Origin of the sequence: Francisella sp. SYW-2, assembly GCF_008711475.1 — a bacterium.
Classification (GTDB): Bacteria; Pseudomonadota; Gammaproteobacteria; order Francisellales; family Francisellaceae; genus Francisella; species Francisella salimarina.
This window is the reverse complement of record NZ_VXKO01000003.1, coordinates 21,024-38,795: the sequence shown is the minus strand read 5'-3', so window position 1 is coordinate 38,795 and position 17,772 is coordinate 21,024. Positions and strand designations below refer to the sequence as shown.

Genomic DNA, 17,772 nt, shown 5'->3' with positions numbered 1-17,772 from the left:
TTATTCTCCTTTTGTTTTCCAATGACTAGTCCCTCTCAAATAAACTGGGAAGGTCTCTTGAGTTAAACTTTGATTTAGTTTCTGCTGCTGATACATATCAAATACATAGTCTACAATCTTATCTACGTCAATTTTAAAATCATTATTAACTATTTGTATCTCAGCTATAGATTCTCCTATTAATTCGTAACCTGAGTATAACTTTTCTGAATATTCCTCAAGTTTATAAACATTCTCAGAAATTATTTGATTTGTTTGCAAATCGTAAAGTCCTAAATAGAAATCTCCCATCTTGGCATCAAGAATCACGGCTACCTTGTCTGATGTTGTTGGTGTACTTTTAGCTAATGCAAACATACTCGAAAACCCTACAACAGGAATATCCAGGCCTACAGCAAAGCCCTGACTTACTGCTGCTGCAAGCCTCACTCCAACAAAGCTACCAGGACCAACACCATAAGCTATAAAATCTAATGATTCCATATCTATACAAGAGTTATCAAAAATACTTTTAACCATCTCTAGTAAGTATTTATTGTGTTGCCTAGGAATCTCCCTAGTATCACCATATACTCTTCCATTGGCAGATAATACCACGGAACAATACTTACTCGATGTGTCAATTATCAAAAAATTCATTATCCAAACAACTCCTGTTTAATAAAAATATTCCTGAAGAATTATAAACCTTACTATAATAAATTAAAAATCATCATTCATTAAAAAAAGATAACTTTGCATAAATCACATACAATATGTAAAATCATGTTCTATATTAACCGATCCTAGCCTATTTATATATAATGTTACATTGGTTCCCTGGGCATATGCATAAAGCTACTAAAGAGTTTCGCAAAAAAATGCCATCTACTGATATTGCTATTGAGATTGTGGACGCACGTATTCCCGACTCTAGTAGCAACCATGTTTTAGAAGATATTGTTGGAGATAAGCCAATAATAAGAATTTTATCAAAAAGTGATTTAGCCAACCCTCAAGTAACTAAACAATGGTTGGATTTCTATAGTGGTAGCGCCATCGCAGTTAATACATTACAAGACAAAAATATAGCAAAAAGAATAGTTGAGTTAGCTCAAAAAAAATGTCCTAAAAGAGGCACGGTTTTAAAGCCCACTAGAGCTATAGTATTTGGACTACCGAATGTTGGAAAATCAACAATGATAAATAAGCTTGCTGGTCGTAAAGTTGCTAAAACAGGAAATGAACCAGCCGTAACTAAGCTACAACAACGCATCGATATTAGTAAAAATTTCATGATTTTTGATACTCCAGGAATCATGTTCCCTAGCCCCAAGAGTGAAGCTAGTGGTTATAGAATTGCAAGTATTGGCTCTATTCGTGATACGGCGATGGACTACGAAGGTACCGCTCACTATCTTATAAACTTTCTCAAAGAGAGAGATACAAAAAACTTCTTATCGCGATACAATTTCATATCTGAGCAAGATTTTTTAGAAAAACACCCTCAAGAAATAATTAAAGATATATCTGCTGTAAAAACCAACTACAATATAAAACAGGCTTCTAAAAATATAGTCCATGATTTCAGAGCAGGACATTTTGGTAAAATTTCCTTAGAAGACCCTCTAACGATACAGCAAGAAAAAGAACAACTTCTTCTAAATCTAAAAAACCAAGACAACAATATCTAATTGTCTTAAAATAAATATAAAGTTATTATATAGAATAGTTAGATACATTTATTTGAAACTATAGTTAATGTCTGAATCAAAAAACACTTCAAAAAAGCCAAAAAGAATTGGTCACATAAAGGCAAATAAGAAGAATATACTTGGCGCTATACTAATTGTAACTATTCTCAGTGGAGGTGTCTATGGTGTAAGTAGTTATCTAGATTATAGACATAGCAAGTTTCTCAAAGAATATAATACTGCTATCACAGATATTAAAAGTCACAATAAAAGTGGTTATAAGAATGCGTTCAACATTATTAAAGAGCTTGTAGATGGTGATGAAGCATCAGCTCAAGATTTTTTCTATTTAGCATACTCTTACCAGTATGGACTTGGTACAGAAAAAAATTATTTTGATGCATATAAATATTATAAAAAGTCAGCAGCCCTAAACTATCCACAAGCATTCTACCAGATAGGTACTCTCTACAGAGATGGACTAGGAGTCAATAAAGATAATAAAAAAGCCATAAAATATTTTAAAAAGTCCTACGATTTAGGTTACAAAAAGTCAATATCATCTATCGCAAACATGATTAATTCAGATAACAACCTAATTGCAACTATTGATTCAGAAATTTTATATGACATTTATCTAGCTTATCAAAATGGTAAATTAACCAATGAGAATGAAAAAAACATAGATAAATACATTACAACTGCTGCAGCTAATGGTTATGAACCAGCTATTATTGTTCAAGCCCGAGACTTTACAAAAAAAGGTGATAACTATAGAGCTCTAATGTTATGGCAGACACTACTGTACAGCTCTGACCCAAAAGTGGCAGAACTAGCAAAAAAAGAAATCGTAAAAGTCGAAGAACTAGTTAAGCAAGAAAGGTTAGAAACACTAGAAAAAGAAAGACTAAAGCGTATTGAACTACAACAAAACTTGCGAAAAAAACGAATTGAGAAAGCAAGAAGAGCAGAACAAGTAAAACAAAAAATCGAACTTGCTCTATCAACACCAAAACAAGAGATACCAAATCTAAATGGTTTAATCTATTTAAACCTATCAAGAGTTAATAAAGGTCAGTTACAGCAATTTTACTCAGATATACTAAAGTCCTCTATTGATATGAAGATGTTAGATATTAATGATAATTTAGATTATAGCTATATTGATGACTTCTTAATACTATCAAAATACATTGATATTAGATCGTCTTTAAGATTTGACTTTGGAGAAAAAGCTAACAGTAACAAGTATGAAGGAATTGTTTATTTTTTCTATAATAATGAAAATAAATTTATTAAGCAGTATGCTATTAAGGCTTTAAAAAACATACAAGTAAAAGACTCATCACTATCACCAAAATTAAAAGATTTTGAAAAAATAAAGGTTATAAATAATCAAGCTCAAAATACAAAAGAAAATAGAAAGCAGAATAGCAAGCTTAAAAAAGCTCCTGAAGAAAAAATTCAATTAACTCATGAAGAGAAAGTCCAAAGAATGCAAATCTTTGCTCAAAAAGGTGACTTTAGACAGTTATATAAGCTAGAACAGGCAGCAAAAGGTGGTGATGCTTATGCTATGTACTATGCTGGAGAATATTACTACAACGCAAAAGAATACAAAACAGCCCTTGACTACTTTAATAAATCCGCAGATAAAGGGTATGGTCCAGCCTACTATAAATTAGCATCCTTGTACTATAATGAAGAGCAAAACGGTGTGCCTTATGATAAACAAAAAGCCATGTACTACTACAAAAAGGCAGCTCAGCTAGGTGTAAGAAACGCTCAACATATTTTAATGCTTATTGAATAAAAACCTCTTCTGCTTACTGGTATTCACCCTTTTTCCAGTGTTTACGACAAACTGAAACATATTTTGTATCAATATCTTTTAGAGAATCATCATCGACAACTATTGGATTCCCTTCTTTTACAGCTTTACCATTTTGCACCATCATATTAAAACTAGCTTTTTTACCACAGAAACATATAGTTTTAACCTCCTCTAAAGTATCAGCAATTGCAAGTAATAAAGCCGAGGTTTCAAAGGGTTGGCCCAAATAGTTTGTACGAAGCCCATAACATATAACAGGTATATCCATTAAATCAACAACATCAGAAAGTTGCCAAACTTGCTCTTGAGTAAAAAAATGTATTTCATCTATCAATACACAGTCTATTTTGTGTTTTTTATTATATTCTCTAATAAACTCAAATATATTATCATGATCTGTCAAAGAGTAAGCATCTTGATCTATACCTATGCGTGACTTGACCTTATTTAATCCTGCTCGCTTATCTATCGCAGAAGTTAAAACCATAGGTTTTCTGCCTCTATCCTCATAATTATAAGCTACTTTTAAAAGATCTAATGTTTTACCAGCATCCATTGCTGAATATCTAAAATATAATTTTGCCACTTTTTTTAATCCTTAATTACTGCCAACTTCCATACATAGGATTAGGAAAAATATAATACTTTTTGCCAAATACGGAATACTTATCATTATCAACTTTTCTCATATTCTCTTGTGTCATCTTAGGAAAATCTTGAATATTATCACCAAAATAAGCTATCACACTATGTGCTGGTAATTTTTTAGTAAAGATAATATTATCCGAATATTTACCTGTTATTACAGCTTCAAACCTGGCATTTTTATCATGAGGTTTTTTAACACTATCATTAGAGAACAAAATTTGATCATAATATATACCTTCTTTTGTTAAATTCTCTTCTGTAGCTTTAATTATTTTATCATCTGAACCGTAACGATTTGTTACAAAACTAACATATCCACCTAACTCATGTACTTTATTTGTAAGCATCGCTGCACCTGGTAAACCTTTTGCCCTTTGCTCAACTATACCTTCTCTAAACTTTTGTTCACTATAACTATAATCTTTATAATTATCATACTCCTGCCAAGAGTTATCTAATACAGTCTCATCAACATCTAAGATAATACCCCAAGTACCTTTTTTAAGATGTTGTTTTTCAACTTGATACTCTATTCTATGCCCTGCTAGATTATAGATTTCAAGATATAGTGCTCTTCTTTCATCAGAATCATGATACCACTTAACTCCATCAATATTTGGACTGTCACATGTGGTCGCATACCCACTAGCACAACAAAATTGTAAGGCAACAAAAACAAATAATATAGCTTTCTTCATTTTACCCTCTTTACTTTTTTCTTATAATATTCACACCATGACGAATTGGTAAAACCAATGTCTCCAAATCATCTCTTTGACTTACATATTTATTAAAACTATCCAGTGCTTTTGCTCGTTTATCTTGGGGGTTTATTACCTCACCACGCCAAAGTATATCATCTACGATGATAACTCCTTTATCAGATAGCTTATCAATCAAAATATCAAAATACTGTTGCGTTTGTTTTTTATCAGCATCAATAAATGCTATATCTATCTGATCTGGTAGGGTTGGTAATATATCAATGGCATTACCCTGACAGTACTCTATGTTAGGATATTGAGCTATAAAATCTTTTGCAACTACTTCGCCTGACTGATTAGTTCTATCAATTGTATAGACTTTTGTATTAACAGATACTTCTGCCATTGCGATAGCCGACATTCCAGTAAATGTGCCAACATCCACACAAATTCTTGCTTGAGTCGTAAATACAAAAAATTGTAGTAATTTAGTCACCATCTTTTCTGATAGCATCTGAGCACCATGAATAGACTCTTTAGTAATATCATTTAAACGATTAAGATTAGTTGATAAATCACTCGTATGCTCAATAGAGTATTGCCAAATACTATCTTCAGTAAACTGATTTTGTTTCATTACAAATGAGAATATAAAATAATTGACTCCGAGTATTTTGCATTAATGATAATCATTAGTCTAGACACTTGCCGTGCTTTTAATTAAATTTTATGATAGAATTTGCGAGCATTTTATTATAAACAACTCTCTTATACTTAGAGAAAAATTACTAAACAGATATAAATATATAAAGGTTTCAAATCAATGAAAGAACAAAAAAAAGTTTTTATAAAAACTTTGGGTTGCCAAATGAATGAATATGACTCGCAAAAAATGCATGAAGTATTAGATGAGCATTTTCATACTGTCAAAACTGATGACTATAAAAATGCAGATATAATTCTAATCAATACATGTTCAATTAGAGAAAAAGCCCAAGAAAAAGTATTTCATGAGTTAGGAAGATGGAAAAATCTTAAAAAGAAAAATGAAGACCTAGTTATTGGTGTTGGTGGATGTGTTGCATCTCAAGAAGGTGAAAATATAATTAAAAGAGCTCCTTTTGTAGATTTAGTGTTTGGTCCTCAAACAATTCATAGACTGCCTGAAATGATCAAGCAAAAAAGAGAAACTCAAAAATCTCAGGTTGATATATCTTTCCCAGAAGTTGAGAAATTTGACTTTTTACCTGAGCCAAAAGCTGAAGGTGCTAAAGCATACGTATCAATTATGGAAGGATGTGATAAATATTGCTCATACTGTGTAGTACCATATACTCGTGGACCTGAAGTTAACAGACCATTTGAAGATGTACTTGGAGAATGCGCAGCTCTAGCAGAGCAAGGTGTAAGAGAAATTACTCTATTAGGACAGAATGTAAATCACTACTTAGGTCCAATGGAAAATGGCGAAACTGCAGATTTAGCATTACTAATTCACTTCATAGCTGAAATAGATGGTATTGAAAGAATTAGATTTACAACTTCTCACCCTGTAGAGTTTTCACAAAATCTGATTGATGCTTATGGCAGTGTACCTGAACTAGCTAACCATTTACATCTACCTGTGCAACATGGTTCAGACAGAGTTCTAATTAATATGAAAAGAAATCATACAATTTTAGAATTCAAACAAAAAATTAGAAAATTAAGAGCAATCAGACCAGATATTACTATTTCATCTGACTTCATCGTTGGCTTCCCAGGTGAAACTGAAGAAGATTTCCAAAAACTTATGGATTTAGTGAAAGATGTGAATTTTGATCAGTCATTTAGCTTCATATATAGTAAACGTCCTGGTACTCCTGCTGCTGACTTACCTGATGATACACCAATGGAAGTAAAAAAAGATAGATTAAAAAGACTACAAGATTTATTAAATAGTAATGCCCAAATTATTTCTAGACAAATGGTTGGAACAGAGCAAAGAATCTTAGTTGAAGGTACTTCTAAAAAAGATGATAATGTTCTAGCTGGTAGGACAGAAAATAATAGAATTGTTAATTTCATGGGCGATAAGTCTTTGATTGGTCAGTTTGCTATGGTTAAAATAACGGAAAACTTACCAAACTCTCTTAGAGGAGAACTTATTTAACTTATGAATAAAACTCAATTTGTTCTAGAGCCCTATAATTACGATGCCATGATGCTACTTTGTGGTAACCTTGATGAAAATATTCGCGCGATTGAAAATTATTTTGATGTTGAAATTAAACACCGTGCGGATGAATTTGAAATAACAAGTGAATCAAGCGCTAATAATACTCAAGCAAAAAGATTTATTAAGTCATGTTATGCTGAAATTTTAGCTGGAAATACTGAGCTTGACCTAGAGCAAATCACAACGATCCTAAATGCTACCGCAAAAGAAAAAGTAGCATCAAGTAATAAAGCTCAAAAAAAAGTTGAAGAAGCTGAAGTTCAATTACGAAGTAAAAAACTCAAAGCACGTACACAGAACCAAGCTATTTACCTTGATAATATCAAAAATAATTTTGTTACATTTGGCGTTGGTCCTGCAGGTACGGGTAAGACATATATGGCAATTGCTTGTGCTGTATCTGCTTATGAAAGAGGTGAAGTTAGAAGAATAGTACTTGTTCGCCCTGCTGTTGAAGCTGGAGAAAAATTGGGTTTCTTACCTGGCGATTTAGCTCAAAAAATTGATCCTTACTTACGTCCAATGTATGATGCTTTGTTTGACTTTATGGGTGTCGAAAAAGTTACAAAACTAATAGAAAAACAAGCCATCGAGATAGCGCCTTTGGCATATATGCGTGGTAGAACCATTAATGACTCTTTTATAGTTCTTGATGAAAGTCAAAACACTACTAAGGAACAAATGAAGATGTTTTTAACAAGAATTGGTTTTAATACTACTGCTGTCATAACAGGAGATATAACTCAGGTTGACTTACCTAAGAATGTAACTTCTGGCCTAAGACACGCCCTATCAATTCTTGATAATATTGATGGTGTAGCTATTAGTTATTTAAAATCAGTTGACATTGTACGCCACCAAATAGTTCAAAAAATTGTAAATGCTTATGATAAGCATGAAGAGAACACTAAAAATGGATAGTCTAAATTTAAATGTCATCAACGATGACGAACACCCCATACCTAATCAAGATTTACTAGAAAAATGTTTTGCTCTCGTAGCTGATAAGCATAATATTTCACAAGCTGAAGTTAATGTGAGTATTGTATCAAATCAAGAAATACAGCAAATTAACAAGCAATTCCGTCACAAAGACAAACCGACAAATATTATCTCTTTTGAATTTGAAAAACCTGAAGGGTTACCAGAAGATATAGCTGCCAATTTTTGGGGAGATATTGTTATAGCTCCAGAAGTACTCAAGAAAGAAGCCAAAGAGCAAAATAAAAATTTAGATGACCATTGGCAACATATTTTTATCCATGGGTTATTACATTTACTAGGCTATGATCATATTACTGATCATGAAGCCGAAGAAATGGAAGGCTTAGAAATTGAACTATTAGCTAAGCTAGATATAGCAAATCCGTATATTGAACAAGAGAACTTAAATGTCAGAAAATAATCATTTCATAAAAAAACTTACGTCGAGTATTTTTAATATTAAAAATGAAGATGCCCTTATTGATGCTATTAATAGAGCAGCAGATAATGAAGTTATTGATAAAACATCACAAAATATGCTAATTGGTGCTATGAAAATATCATCTTTAGATGTCGGTGACATTATGATTTCTCATACAAAAATAGTTGCTATAGATATGTCAATGTCAATCAGTGAAATCCTAAAAAAGACTATAAACTCAAGCCATACGCGCTTGCCAGTTTATTGTAGAGATAAGTCAGAGGTACTAGGTATTCTGCATTCAAAAGATCTATTAAAACTAATTTTTGAAAAAGAAATTGAATCTTCTGATGATGAAGAACTAAAAGCAGAAGATATAAAAACTATACTTCGCCCTGCTATTTTTATACCGGAAACAAAAAAACTTAATGCAATGTTAAAAGACTTTAAAAATAGTCAAAATCATATTGCTATTGTTGTTGACGAGTATGGTGCAATTTCTGGACTAATAACTATCGAAGATGTCTTAGAAGAAATTGTTGGTGATATAGAAGATGAGTTTGATATTTCTAGTCAAAATATTGTCAAAATAGCTGATGATAAATTTATAATTGATGCTACAACATCAATTGAAGATTTCAACGAATATTTTGCAGCATCGATAGATGATGATGGTGATTATGATACTATCGCTGGGATGATAATTCAGACTTTAGAAAGATTACCTGAAAAAGGCGATAGTATTGTTATTGATGGCTTGAAATTTATAGTACAAGAAGCAGATAATAGAAAAATCATCAAAATTTTAGTAGAAAAATTTAAGAAGTAATGAAAAAGATTATTCTAAAAATCGCTCCTCCAATAGTAAGTGGCGCCTTACTAACGTTGGCTTTTGCTCCATTTCGCATCGATGTATTAGCTGTTGTAGCTTTAGTAGCTTTTTTTTATTTATTAAATCGATCAGTTAGAATTCGTGACGCTTTTTTCACATCTACGTTATTTGGAATAGGTTTTTTTGGTACTAGTATATCTTGGGTATATATAAGTATTCATCTATTTACCGAATCAGTAGCTGCTGGACTATCTGCTGCTATTGCATTAGTAATTTTACTTAGTTTCTTACATATAATACCTTTTGGTGTTTTTAGCCATATTCTCACACGTAAAGCTAATAACTTTTCTAAGCTATTAATTTATCCTGCATTATGGACACTTTTTGAGATTGTCAAAGCAAACCTTCTATGGGGAGGATTTCCTTGGGTTTCTCTTGGTTACTCACAGACAGAATCGCCTTTAATTTGGTATGCAAATATTGGTGGTGTCTATTTAGTAAGCTATATAGTTGCTTTGATTGCTTGTCTAATAGTCTTTTTCATCTGTGACAATACTTCTACTAAGAAGACAATTAGTGTTGTAGCTATTATAGTAGCGTTATGTTTAGGTGGTTATCTTATTAAACACAATCAACCTGAAATCCAAACGAATCAACCTCAAAAAGTAGTTTTGATCCAGGGCGATTTTGTCCAAGGGTTTAAATGGGATCGTGATAACTTTGCAAAAATGCAAAAGTACTATCAACAAGCTGCATCTAAATACAAAGATTCCTTAATAATACTATCCGAAAATGCTATCCCTAATTATCGACAATTCATGAGTGAATATTTTAAAAATCTTACAAAATTAGCAAATAAAAATAATAATGCTATGCTCATAGGATCTTTAAGTGCTGATCAATCAACTGCTGGAACTAAAATTTATAATAGCTCAATCATTATTGGCAAAGGTGAAGGCGTTTATAATAAGCACCACTTAGTCCCATTTGGTGAATATTTTCCAATTAAGTTTTTTGGATATGTAGATAGTGTTGGTCTTAGTAGTTTTAATGCTGGTGATAATATACAACCTATTATGACAGCCTTTGGCTCCCCTATTGCTAATTTTATTTGCTATGAAGTTGCATATCCTGAACAGGTTCGAGATCAACTGCAAGGTGCTAAGCTTATTTCTATAATAAGCGATGATTCGTGGTTTGGTGACTCGATAGCACGTGAGCAACAGCTACAAATATCTCAAGTAAGAGCTATAGAGAATAACAAATATGTTCTTACAACTACAAGCAATGGTATTACAGCTGTTATTAATTCAGATGGAATAATTGTCAAAGAACTACCCAAAGATACTCGCACCTCTCTTGAGCAAACGGTTTACCTCAATGATTATCATTCTATTTGGATGAAAGTTGGTATGTCATTAATATGGTTACTAATAATATTCAGTGTAATAGTTGGCATAATTATCAAAGAGAAATCACAAAAAAAATAATTATACTTTTCTCCTGTAAAGGATATGTTATAAATATTTAGATATTCCTTGTCCGACTTTAAAAAAAGATAAATACCTGCTATATAAAATTTTTGTTTAATACAACTCTTCTATAAACTCTAACTTATTGGTTCATGATAATATGTTAAACTCAAATGAAACGCCTACTATTTACATCTTTATCCTTAGTTCCAACATTTTTACTAGCAAATACTACTCTAGATGACTCTTTTAAGAATTTGGAAGATAAACATCATGGCAAACTCGGTATATACACCGTCAATACAGATGATAAAACTAATATCAGCTACAATGAAAATTATCACTTCCCAATTTGTAGTGTTTTTAAATTTCTATTAGTCGGTGCAGTTCTAGAATATGATATGCAACACAAAGGTTTTTTAGATAAAAAAATTCTAATAACTCAAGACGATATTGGTACTCTAGGTTATGCTCCAGTAACAGGCAAAAATATTGGTAAAACCTTGACAATATCACAGCTCAATTATGCAGCTATCCTAAGTGATAATCCTGCTGCTAATATCCTTGTTAAAGAGATTGGGGGCTTGGAAAAGCTTAATAAATTGGTAACAAAGCTTGGAGATAAAGATACTATTATCAAGAATGATGAGCCTGAAATTAACCGCACAAAACCAGATAGCAATATCAACAAAACAACACCTAAAGCTATAACTCAAGATATCTATAATCTAGCATTTGGTAATATTTTAGACAAAAAACATCGTGAAATCTTCATAGGATATTTACAAAAAAATAATACTGGTGCAAATAGAATAGCTTACAGTATGCCTAAAAATTGGATAATTGGTGATAAGACAGGAACTTGTGGAGAGTATGCAGCTACCAATGATGTAGCGATAATTTGGCCACAGGATAAACAACCTTTTGCTCTAAGTGTTTTATATACAAATCCTAGTGATGTAAAAGCTCTAAGTAATGAAAAAATTATTCAGCAAGCATCTAAGCTCATTGCAGATAGTCTATTAAATAATAGCTATAAATAAGATGTACGCCACATAGAAGAGACATTATTTACAACGGAACCCCTATCTTGAATATTAGTCAAGAAATATAATCCAGTTCGTTGTTCAATATCCTTAATTGATACTCTATAATTTGCAATCTTTGTCTTCTCAACTCTTGCATTAGGCATTACAAAAGCTATGGCTTGATTTTTAGAAGGTACATATATTATCTTAAAGAAGTAATCCGGCACCGCTATCTTATTATCACCTATTGTTTTATGTATCTTCTGTTTCTTATATATAGGACCTGTATATACATAGATTGAATCATACATATTTGCCCAAATTCGCTCATCTGTTTCCAATCTCTCCCAACCTTGCCTGTTTAATCCGGCTTTTTGAGGCGACATATTTGATAATAAAAACGATTCATCAGCAGATTTTTTACTAAAGTCCATAGAAGCATAGGATGCCAAATGTCCTCTATCATAACCAGAACGATAATAATCATCTAATGTAGCTCGATAAACAAAAGGTATATCTCCATCCTCTTTAAATTTATCATCTCTTTTTAGTTTATTAGCGACTTTTGACTTTGTAAGCTTAAATGCTACCCAGCTTGCCTCTTTAGTCTGATAATTATATCCAACCACATAACCATCACGGCATAAATAGAGATTTGATTGTCCTAACCCTTCTGTCACATCATAACTAGGATTACCATAAGCCAAAAAACCATGACAATAATCAGTCACTGCAGGCAGTGTTCTAACGGGCGGATACTGCTTTAGGTTCTCGAATTGATTTATCTGCTGTTGTTGATCTTTTGCACTATCACTTTCAGAAAAGAATTTTGCAATTATATTTTGATTATCTTTGGCAGTATAATGCTTTAGTGGCTCGCTAGTAAAATAGTTATATATTTTATAACGTAAATCTATAAACTTATTTTTAATATCAAACTTATCAAATAGAAGTCCTGAAAAACCTCCACTAATAGTTAGTATCAAAAATAATACTATCTTTACATAGCTAATTGACTTCTTATTGTCTTTGTTAGAGTTTTTCTTTTTTGCTGCCATGTTTACCTATTTTTTATCACAAAAATATCACTAGAAATTTTCATCTATATTAATTGAAAAATATTAGAAATAAAAAATTATTCAGCTATTTAATATGTCTTGTCTTGAATAATAAGAAATCTTTGACTTCTTGATCTTCGATTAATGGTAATACTTCTTTTCTAATTCTACTATAGTAATTGTTTATAGTTTTTTTCTCGGTATAAGTTAGCATCCATGTTTCAATCAATTTATATTCATAAGGTACTAATGTCAAATCTTCAAAACAATAAAAAGGTCCATGCCCTGTAGGAGAATCTTGATTGCGTTGTTTTACATAACACAAATTTTCAATTCTAATACCAAACTGACCTGGAAAATATGCTCCCGGCTCATTGCTTAGAATCATACCAGGCATTAGCTCAACTTTTGATGCTGAGTTTATGCGTTGAGGACCTTCATGCACACCTAAGAAACTACCAACTCCATGACCTGTACCATGAGCATAATCTGAACAGAAATGCCATAAATGCTCACGTGCTAATATATCTAAGTGAGATCCTGTAGTTCCTTTTGGAAAGACTGCCCTGCCTAAACCAAGATGACCTTTTAAAACTAATGTATAGTATCTTCTATGTTCATTAGATGGTCTACCAAAGTGAAGTACACGAGTAATATCAGTTGTTCCTTCTTTGTACTGACCTCCAGAGTCACATAGTAGAGGTGCTTGATCATCAATTTTGTTTAGATTTGCATCTCTCTTAGCTGAATAATGAATAATCGCACCATTAGCAGCATGACCAACAATATATGAGAAACTATCTTCAACATAACCCTTTTGCTTAGCGCGAAACTCTCTGAGTTTTGCCATTGCATCAAGCTCATCTATCCCTTGATAGTTGTTCTCCATCCAATGCCACCACGAAATAAATGCTGCAGCATCCTTTTTATGAGCATCTTTTGATCCATTTATTTCCACAGAATTTTTAAGAGCTTTGCTTAAAATTATTGGGCTGGTATCTTCGATAAGTTTACTATGCTCATTTTCTTTGATTGCTAATTTAACAGCATAGCTTGCAATATTACTATCAATAACAAACTTTGCAGCAAACTTTTTCAAATCTGTAAAAAACTCTTTATAATCCAGAACAATAATATTGTTTTGCTCAAAATCACTCAGAACATCTCCCGTGACTTTATCTTTATCAATATACAAGAAAGTACTTTCAACTGTAACCACCATATAACAAATTGCTAATGGCGTATTTTTGATATCTCTACCTCTTATGTTTAAAGTCCACATAATTGAGTCTAAGCTTGTTTCTATCAAACACTCAGCTTTGATAGATTTTAAATATGTTCTAAGATTTCTCAACTTTGAATCAACAGATTGACCAGAATATTGAATCTCATGAGCAAATATTTTCTCTTTAGGCAATGCTATTTCTTGATTAAGCTCTTTTTGAGCCTGAGCTACCAGATTAGTATTATCAAAAACAATTTTACCATCAACTTTTTTTGCTATTGATAATAAATTTTCCGCTCTAGTAATACCTATTTTTTTTGGATCTATCGCAAGTGTTTTACCAGCTAAATTTTCTTCAAGCCACTCTTCTATTTTTGAAGAAAAAGTTGTTTGTTTCAATAGCTCAAATTCATTTTTATCAAGTTGAAAATCTGCTTGAGTGAAGTACCTACCATCTGTAGAAAGATAAGACCTATCTAAGCCTACAAGCACATCTCCTGCTGAGCCATCAAACCCACTAATCCAACTACGGTACTGCCAGCATTCTGGAACATATTCATTATTATGATCATCTATAGATGGAACTAGATAAAAATCATAGCCTTTCTCTTTCATCAACCTTTTTAAAACTTGTATTTTTTCAGACATTTTATCCCCATTAGATATATTTAAATTCATTCAAACCATACAAATGTAGCTTGTCTACCTGTAGTACCTTCTTTACGATAAGAATAAAATCTTTTGTTACTGTAAGTACATAAGCCAGAGTCGACTATATCAAAACAGTGATTATCATTTAATATTTGTCGAGCTACCATTTTCATATCAAAAAGATATTTATCTTCACTTTTTGAGCGAAATGCTTGTCCATAAGCTTCATGCTGCTCTACAAATTTATCATGAACATCACAGCCTACTTCATAGAAGTTTCCAGAGATACAAGGACCAAACCAAGCTACTAGATCTAAGCCAACAAACTCTTTGAGAGTCTGCTCTAATATTCCTTGCAACAAACCTCTCCAACCAGCGTGAATAGCAGCTACTTTTGTCATCTTTTTATCAAAAAGTATTATAGGCAGGCAATCTGCTGTCAAAACTACACAAGCCTGCTTAGGCTTATCTGTAACTATAGCATCACAAAATTCACCACTATATTCTTCAAAATATGTGACAATATTTGTGTGATTTTGCCTTAACCATTTAATATCAGCGTTGATGTACGATCTAAATGAATTACGATTTTTTTCTACAGCTAAATGCTTATCACCAACATTATTTGCTAGATTAAATTTAGCATATTTATCTTTACTAAAGCCTTGAGTATTATTTGTATAACCTAGTTTAAGTCTAGCAAAAGGCGTATTTACAAAAACTACTGACATCCTCTTAAACTTACCTATTTTTTAGCGTAACGATTTTTAACATAATTCTCGACAATCTCTATAAACTCTTTTGAGATATTATCACCTCTGAGAGTATGAGCTTTTTTGCCATCTATAAATACTGGTGCTACAGGAGACTCTCCACTGCCTGGTAAACTAATACCAATATCAGCATTTTTTGACTCACCTGGACCATTTACTACACACCCCATTACCGCTACTTTCATAGCTTCAACACCATGATATTGGTCTTTCCATGTATGCATTTTTTCATCTAAATGATCTTTAACTGTACTAGTTAACTCTCTAAAAAATGAGCTAGTAGTTCTTCCACAGCCTGGACAAGATGTCACACTTGGCGTGAATGTTCGCATACCGAGGTTTTGTAAAATCTCTCGACAAACTCTAACCTCTTCTGTACGTGGAGCATTTGGTGCTGGAGTCAATGATACACGTATAGTGTTACCTATACCCTGTTGTAATAATATCCCCAAGCTAACAGCACTAGCAACAATACCTTTTGTACCCATACCTGCTTCAGTCAGCCCTAAGTGTAGAGCATAGTCACACTCTTTAGCAAGCTTTTGATACACCGCTACTAAGTCTTGAACTTCACTAACTTTACATGAAATAATGATTTTATCTTTTGCTAGACCAAGCTCTTGCGCATATTTTGCGCTCTCTAATGCTGAAGTAATAAGCGCTTTGTGCATTATTTGCTGTAATGTTAATGGACTTTCTTGAGCATTATTCTCATCAATTAATCTAGCTAATAATGCCTGATCTAAACTTCCCCAGTTAACTCCAATACGAACAGGCTTATCATTTGCAATTGCAATTTTGATAATCTCTGCAAACTGAGTATCTTTCTTTTTACCGAAACCCACATTACCTGGATTTATGCGATATTTTGCTAGTGCCTTTGCACACTCTGGATATTTACTAAGTAGAGTATGACCATTATAGTGAAAATCACCAACCAAAGGTACATGGCAATCATGCTTTGCCAACTCTTTAACAATCTCTGGCACAGCGGCAGCAGCTAGCTCATCATTAACGGTAATTCTAACTATCTCACTACCTGCTTTATGAAGAGCTAAAATTTGCTTAACTGTCTTTTCAATATCTGCAGTATATGTATCTGTCATTGATTGGACAACAACCGGATTATTTCCGCCAATTAAGACATCTCCAACTCTTACAACATTTGTTTTACTCATATAAGAACCCAAAAAATTATATTTATATTTTTAAATAATTTCACGAAAAGTATACAATGTAAGATTATATCATCATAAAGATTAATTTTCATAAGCTATGAACTTTAAAGAATTAGAAAATTACTTAGATAACTACTTTAATATTGCTCAATTTAAAGACTATTGCCCAAATGGTCTACAGATTCAAGGAGATAGAGATATCAAAAAAATTGTCACTGGTGTCACAGCATGTCAGGCACTTATAGACCAAGCTGTAAAAGAGAATGCTGATGCCATTATTGTACATCATGGTTATTTTTGGAAAGGTGAAAGTTACCCTATCGTTGGTATGAAGTATGAGCGTATCTCAAAACTTATAAAAAATGGTATACACCTATTTAGTTATCACTTACCTCTAGATGGACATTCTAAAATAGGTAATAATATCTTATTAGCAAAAAAACTAAATCTTACAAATATAGAATTTTTTGAAACAGGTTCCAAGCCTGATATTTCAGTGATAGGTAACTGTGATTTAGATTTAGATACTTTTAGCAATTTAATAGAAAATAAACTTGACAGAAAACCAACTGTAATTTCTACAAAACAGCAAAATAAAAAAGTAGCTATTTGTACTGGTGGAGCACAAGACTATATTGAATATGCATATCAAGCCGGAGCTGACACTTTTATATCCGGAGAAATCTCTGAAAGAACAACACATACTGCTCGAGAACTAGGTATAAACTATATCGCAGCAGGACATCATGCTACAGAAAAAGAAGGTGTTAAGGCTATTGCTGAATTACTTAAACAAGAGTTTACTTTAGATACAAAATTTATAGATATAGATAATCCTGCCTAATCACACTCATCATCTCCGAGGTAATTCTTGAGAAATACCATTAGGATATCCCCTATAAGAGATGATCTTTTTATCATTATTTGGGTTAATAATTCTATCTATGTATCCCAAAAATTTAGTGTTATCAATTCCTAGCCTATACGCTAAACTATTCCAGTTTATTTTTTTATCTTTGACAGTAATATTTTGATCTGCCCATGATGCCTCAGCCAAACCAGTCATTTTCGGA

At 32.3% G+C, this 17,772-nt stretch carries 17 protein-coding genes; 9 read left to right on the top strand and 8 right to left on the bottom strand.

Annotated elements, in window-relative coordinates:
- Positions 1 to 639, bottom strand: coding sequence for a tRNA (adenosine(37)-N6)-threonylcarbamoyltransferase complex dimerization subunit type 1 TsaB (gene tsaB, locus F3D57_RS01845; RefSeq protein ID WP_150464986.1), 639 nt, complete (start codon positions 637 to 639; stop codon positions 1 to 3).
- A 164-nt stretch (positions 640 to 803) separates the two neighbouring features.
- Between tsaB and ylqF the strand changes: the two genes are divergently transcribed.
- Both ylqF and F3D57_RS01835 read left to right on the top strand, forming a co-directional pair.
- The gene (gene ylqF / locus F3D57_RS01840) at positions 804 to 1,673 is read left to right on the top strand and encodes a ribosome biogenesis GTPase YlqF (protein WP_150464345.1); all 870 of its coding nucleotides are present in this window, start codon (positions 804 to 806) and stop codon (positions 1,671 to 1,673) included.
- 67 nt (positions 1,674 to 1,740) lie between these two features.
- Positions 1,741 to 3,486: a sel1 repeat family protein gene (locus F3D57_RS01835; RefSeq protein WP_150464985.1), complete on the top strand. Its 1,746-nt coding sequence runs from the start codon at positions 1,741 to 1,743 to the stop codon at positions 3,484 to 3,486.
- A gap of 13 nt (positions 3,487 to 3,499) precedes the next feature.
- Here the strand turns inward: F3D57_RS01835 and F3D57_RS01830 are convergent, their stop codons facing one another.
- From F3D57_RS01830 to F3D57_RS01820, 3 genes are read right to left on the bottom strand one after another with little or no spacing between them, the layout of a single operon-like run.
- Entirely contained in the window at positions 3,500 to 4,093 is a 594-nt protein-coding gene (locus tag F3D57_RS01830) for a thymidine kinase (RefSeq protein WP_150464984.1), read from the bottom strand.
- Between the two features lie 16 nt (positions 4,094 to 4,109).
- Positions 4,110 to 4,853, bottom strand: coding sequence for an HAD family acid phosphatase (locus F3D57_RS01825; protein ID WP_013922980.1), 744 nt, complete (start codon positions 4,851 to 4,853; stop codon positions 4,110 to 4,112).
- 10 nt (positions 4,854 to 4,863) lie between these two features.
- Positions 4,864 to 5,496, bottom strand: a complete 633-nt coding sequence (locus F3D57_RS01820) for an O-methyltransferase (protein ID WP_150464983.1) — start codon at positions 5,494 to 5,496, stop codon at positions 4,864 to 4,866.
- A 186-nt stretch (positions 5,497 to 5,682) separates the two neighbouring features.
- Here F3D57_RS01820 and miaB point away from each other — a divergent pair, with 186 nt between their 5' ends.
- The 6 genes from miaB (at position 5,683) to bla (ending at position 11,829) form a co-directional block, all read left to right on the top strand.
- Positions 5,683 to 7,011 (top strand): tRNA (N6-isopentenyl adenosine(37)-C2)-methylthiotransferase MiaB, encoded by a 1,329-nt coding sequence (gene miaB, locus F3D57_RS01815; RefSeq protein ID WP_146422051.1) that lies wholly within the window; start codon positions 5,683 to 5,685, stop codon positions 7,009 to 7,011.
- 3 nt (positions 7,012 to 7,014) lie between these two features.
- On the top strand, positions 7,015 to 7,998 hold the full coding sequence (locus tag F3D57_RS01810; RefSeq protein ID WP_042518128.1) for a PhoH family protein: 984 nt from the start codon (positions 7,015 to 7,017) through the stop codon (positions 7,996 to 7,998).
- Entirely contained in the window at positions 7,991 to 8,482 is a 492-nt protein-coding gene (gene ybeY, locus F3D57_RS01805) for an rRNA maturation RNase YbeY (protein WP_191092329.1), read from the top strand. Before F3D57_RS01810 ends, ybeY begins: the two co-directional genes overlap by 8 nt.
- Positions 8,469 to 9,311: an HlyC/CorC family transporter gene (locus F3D57_RS01800; protein ID WP_150464981.1), complete on the top strand. Its 843-nt coding sequence runs from the start codon at positions 8,469 to 8,471 to the stop codon at positions 9,309 to 9,311. Before ybeY ends, F3D57_RS01800 begins: the two co-directional genes overlap by 14 nt.
- On the top strand, positions 9,311 to 10,804 hold the full coding sequence (gene lnt, locus F3D57_RS01795) for an apolipoprotein N-acyltransferase (RefSeq protein ID WP_150464980.1): 1,494 nt from the start codon (positions 9,311 to 9,313) through the stop codon (positions 10,802 to 10,804). The genes F3D57_RS01800 and lnt overlap by 1 nt, the downstream gene beginning before the upstream one ends.
- A 155-nt stretch (positions 10,805 to 10,959) precedes the next feature.
- Positions 10,960 to 11,829, top strand: coding sequence for a class A beta-lactamase (gene bla / locus F3D57_RS01790; protein ID WP_150464979.1), 870 nt, complete (start codon positions 10,960 to 10,962; stop codon positions 11,827 to 11,829).
- Here bla and F3D57_RS01785 read toward each other — a convergent pair.
- The 4 genes from F3D57_RS01785 to ispG all read right to left on the bottom strand — a co-directional run bounded on the left by F3D57_RS01785 (position 11,820) and on the right by ispG (position 16,699).
- The gene (locus F3D57_RS01785; protein WP_150464978.1) at positions 11,820 to 12,872 is read right to left on the bottom strand and encodes a DNA/RNA non-specific endonuclease; all 1,053 of its coding nucleotides are present in this window, start codon (positions 12,870 to 12,872) and stop codon (positions 11,820 to 11,822) included. The two genes, bla and F3D57_RS01785, sit on opposite strands and share 10 nt — an antisense overlap.
- An 85-nt stretch (positions 12,873 to 12,957) precedes the next feature.
- A complete protein-coding gene (locus tag F3D57_RS01780) occupies positions 12,958 to 14,745 on the bottom strand; it encodes an aminopeptidase P family protein (RefSeq protein ID WP_191092328.1) in 1,788 nt (595 codons plus the stop codon).
- 26 nt (positions 14,746 to 14,771) lie between these two features.
- Positions 14,772 to 15,479 (bottom strand): peptidoglycan editing factor PgeF, encoded by a 708-nt coding sequence (gene pgeF / locus F3D57_RS01775; protein ID WP_150464976.1) that lies wholly within the window; start codon positions 15,477 to 15,479, stop codon positions 14,772 to 14,774.
- Between the two features lie 14 nt (positions 15,480 to 15,493).
- Positions 15,494 to 16,699, bottom strand: a complete 1,206-nt coding sequence (gene ispG, locus F3D57_RS01770) for a flavodoxin-dependent (E)-4-hydroxy-3-methylbut-2-enyl-diphosphate synthase (protein ID WP_150464975.1) — start codon at positions 16,697 to 16,699, stop codon at positions 15,494 to 15,496.
- A 97-nt stretch (positions 16,700 to 16,796) separates the two neighbouring features.
- Between ispG and F3D57_RS01765 the strand changes: the two genes are divergently transcribed.
- Positions 16,797 to 17,543 (top strand): Nif3-like dinuclear metal center hexameric protein, encoded by a 747-nt coding sequence (locus tag F3D57_RS01765; protein WP_150464974.1) that lies wholly within the window; start codon positions 16,797 to 16,799, stop codon positions 17,541 to 17,543.
- Positions 17,544 to 17,772 lie beyond the last annotated feature (229 nt).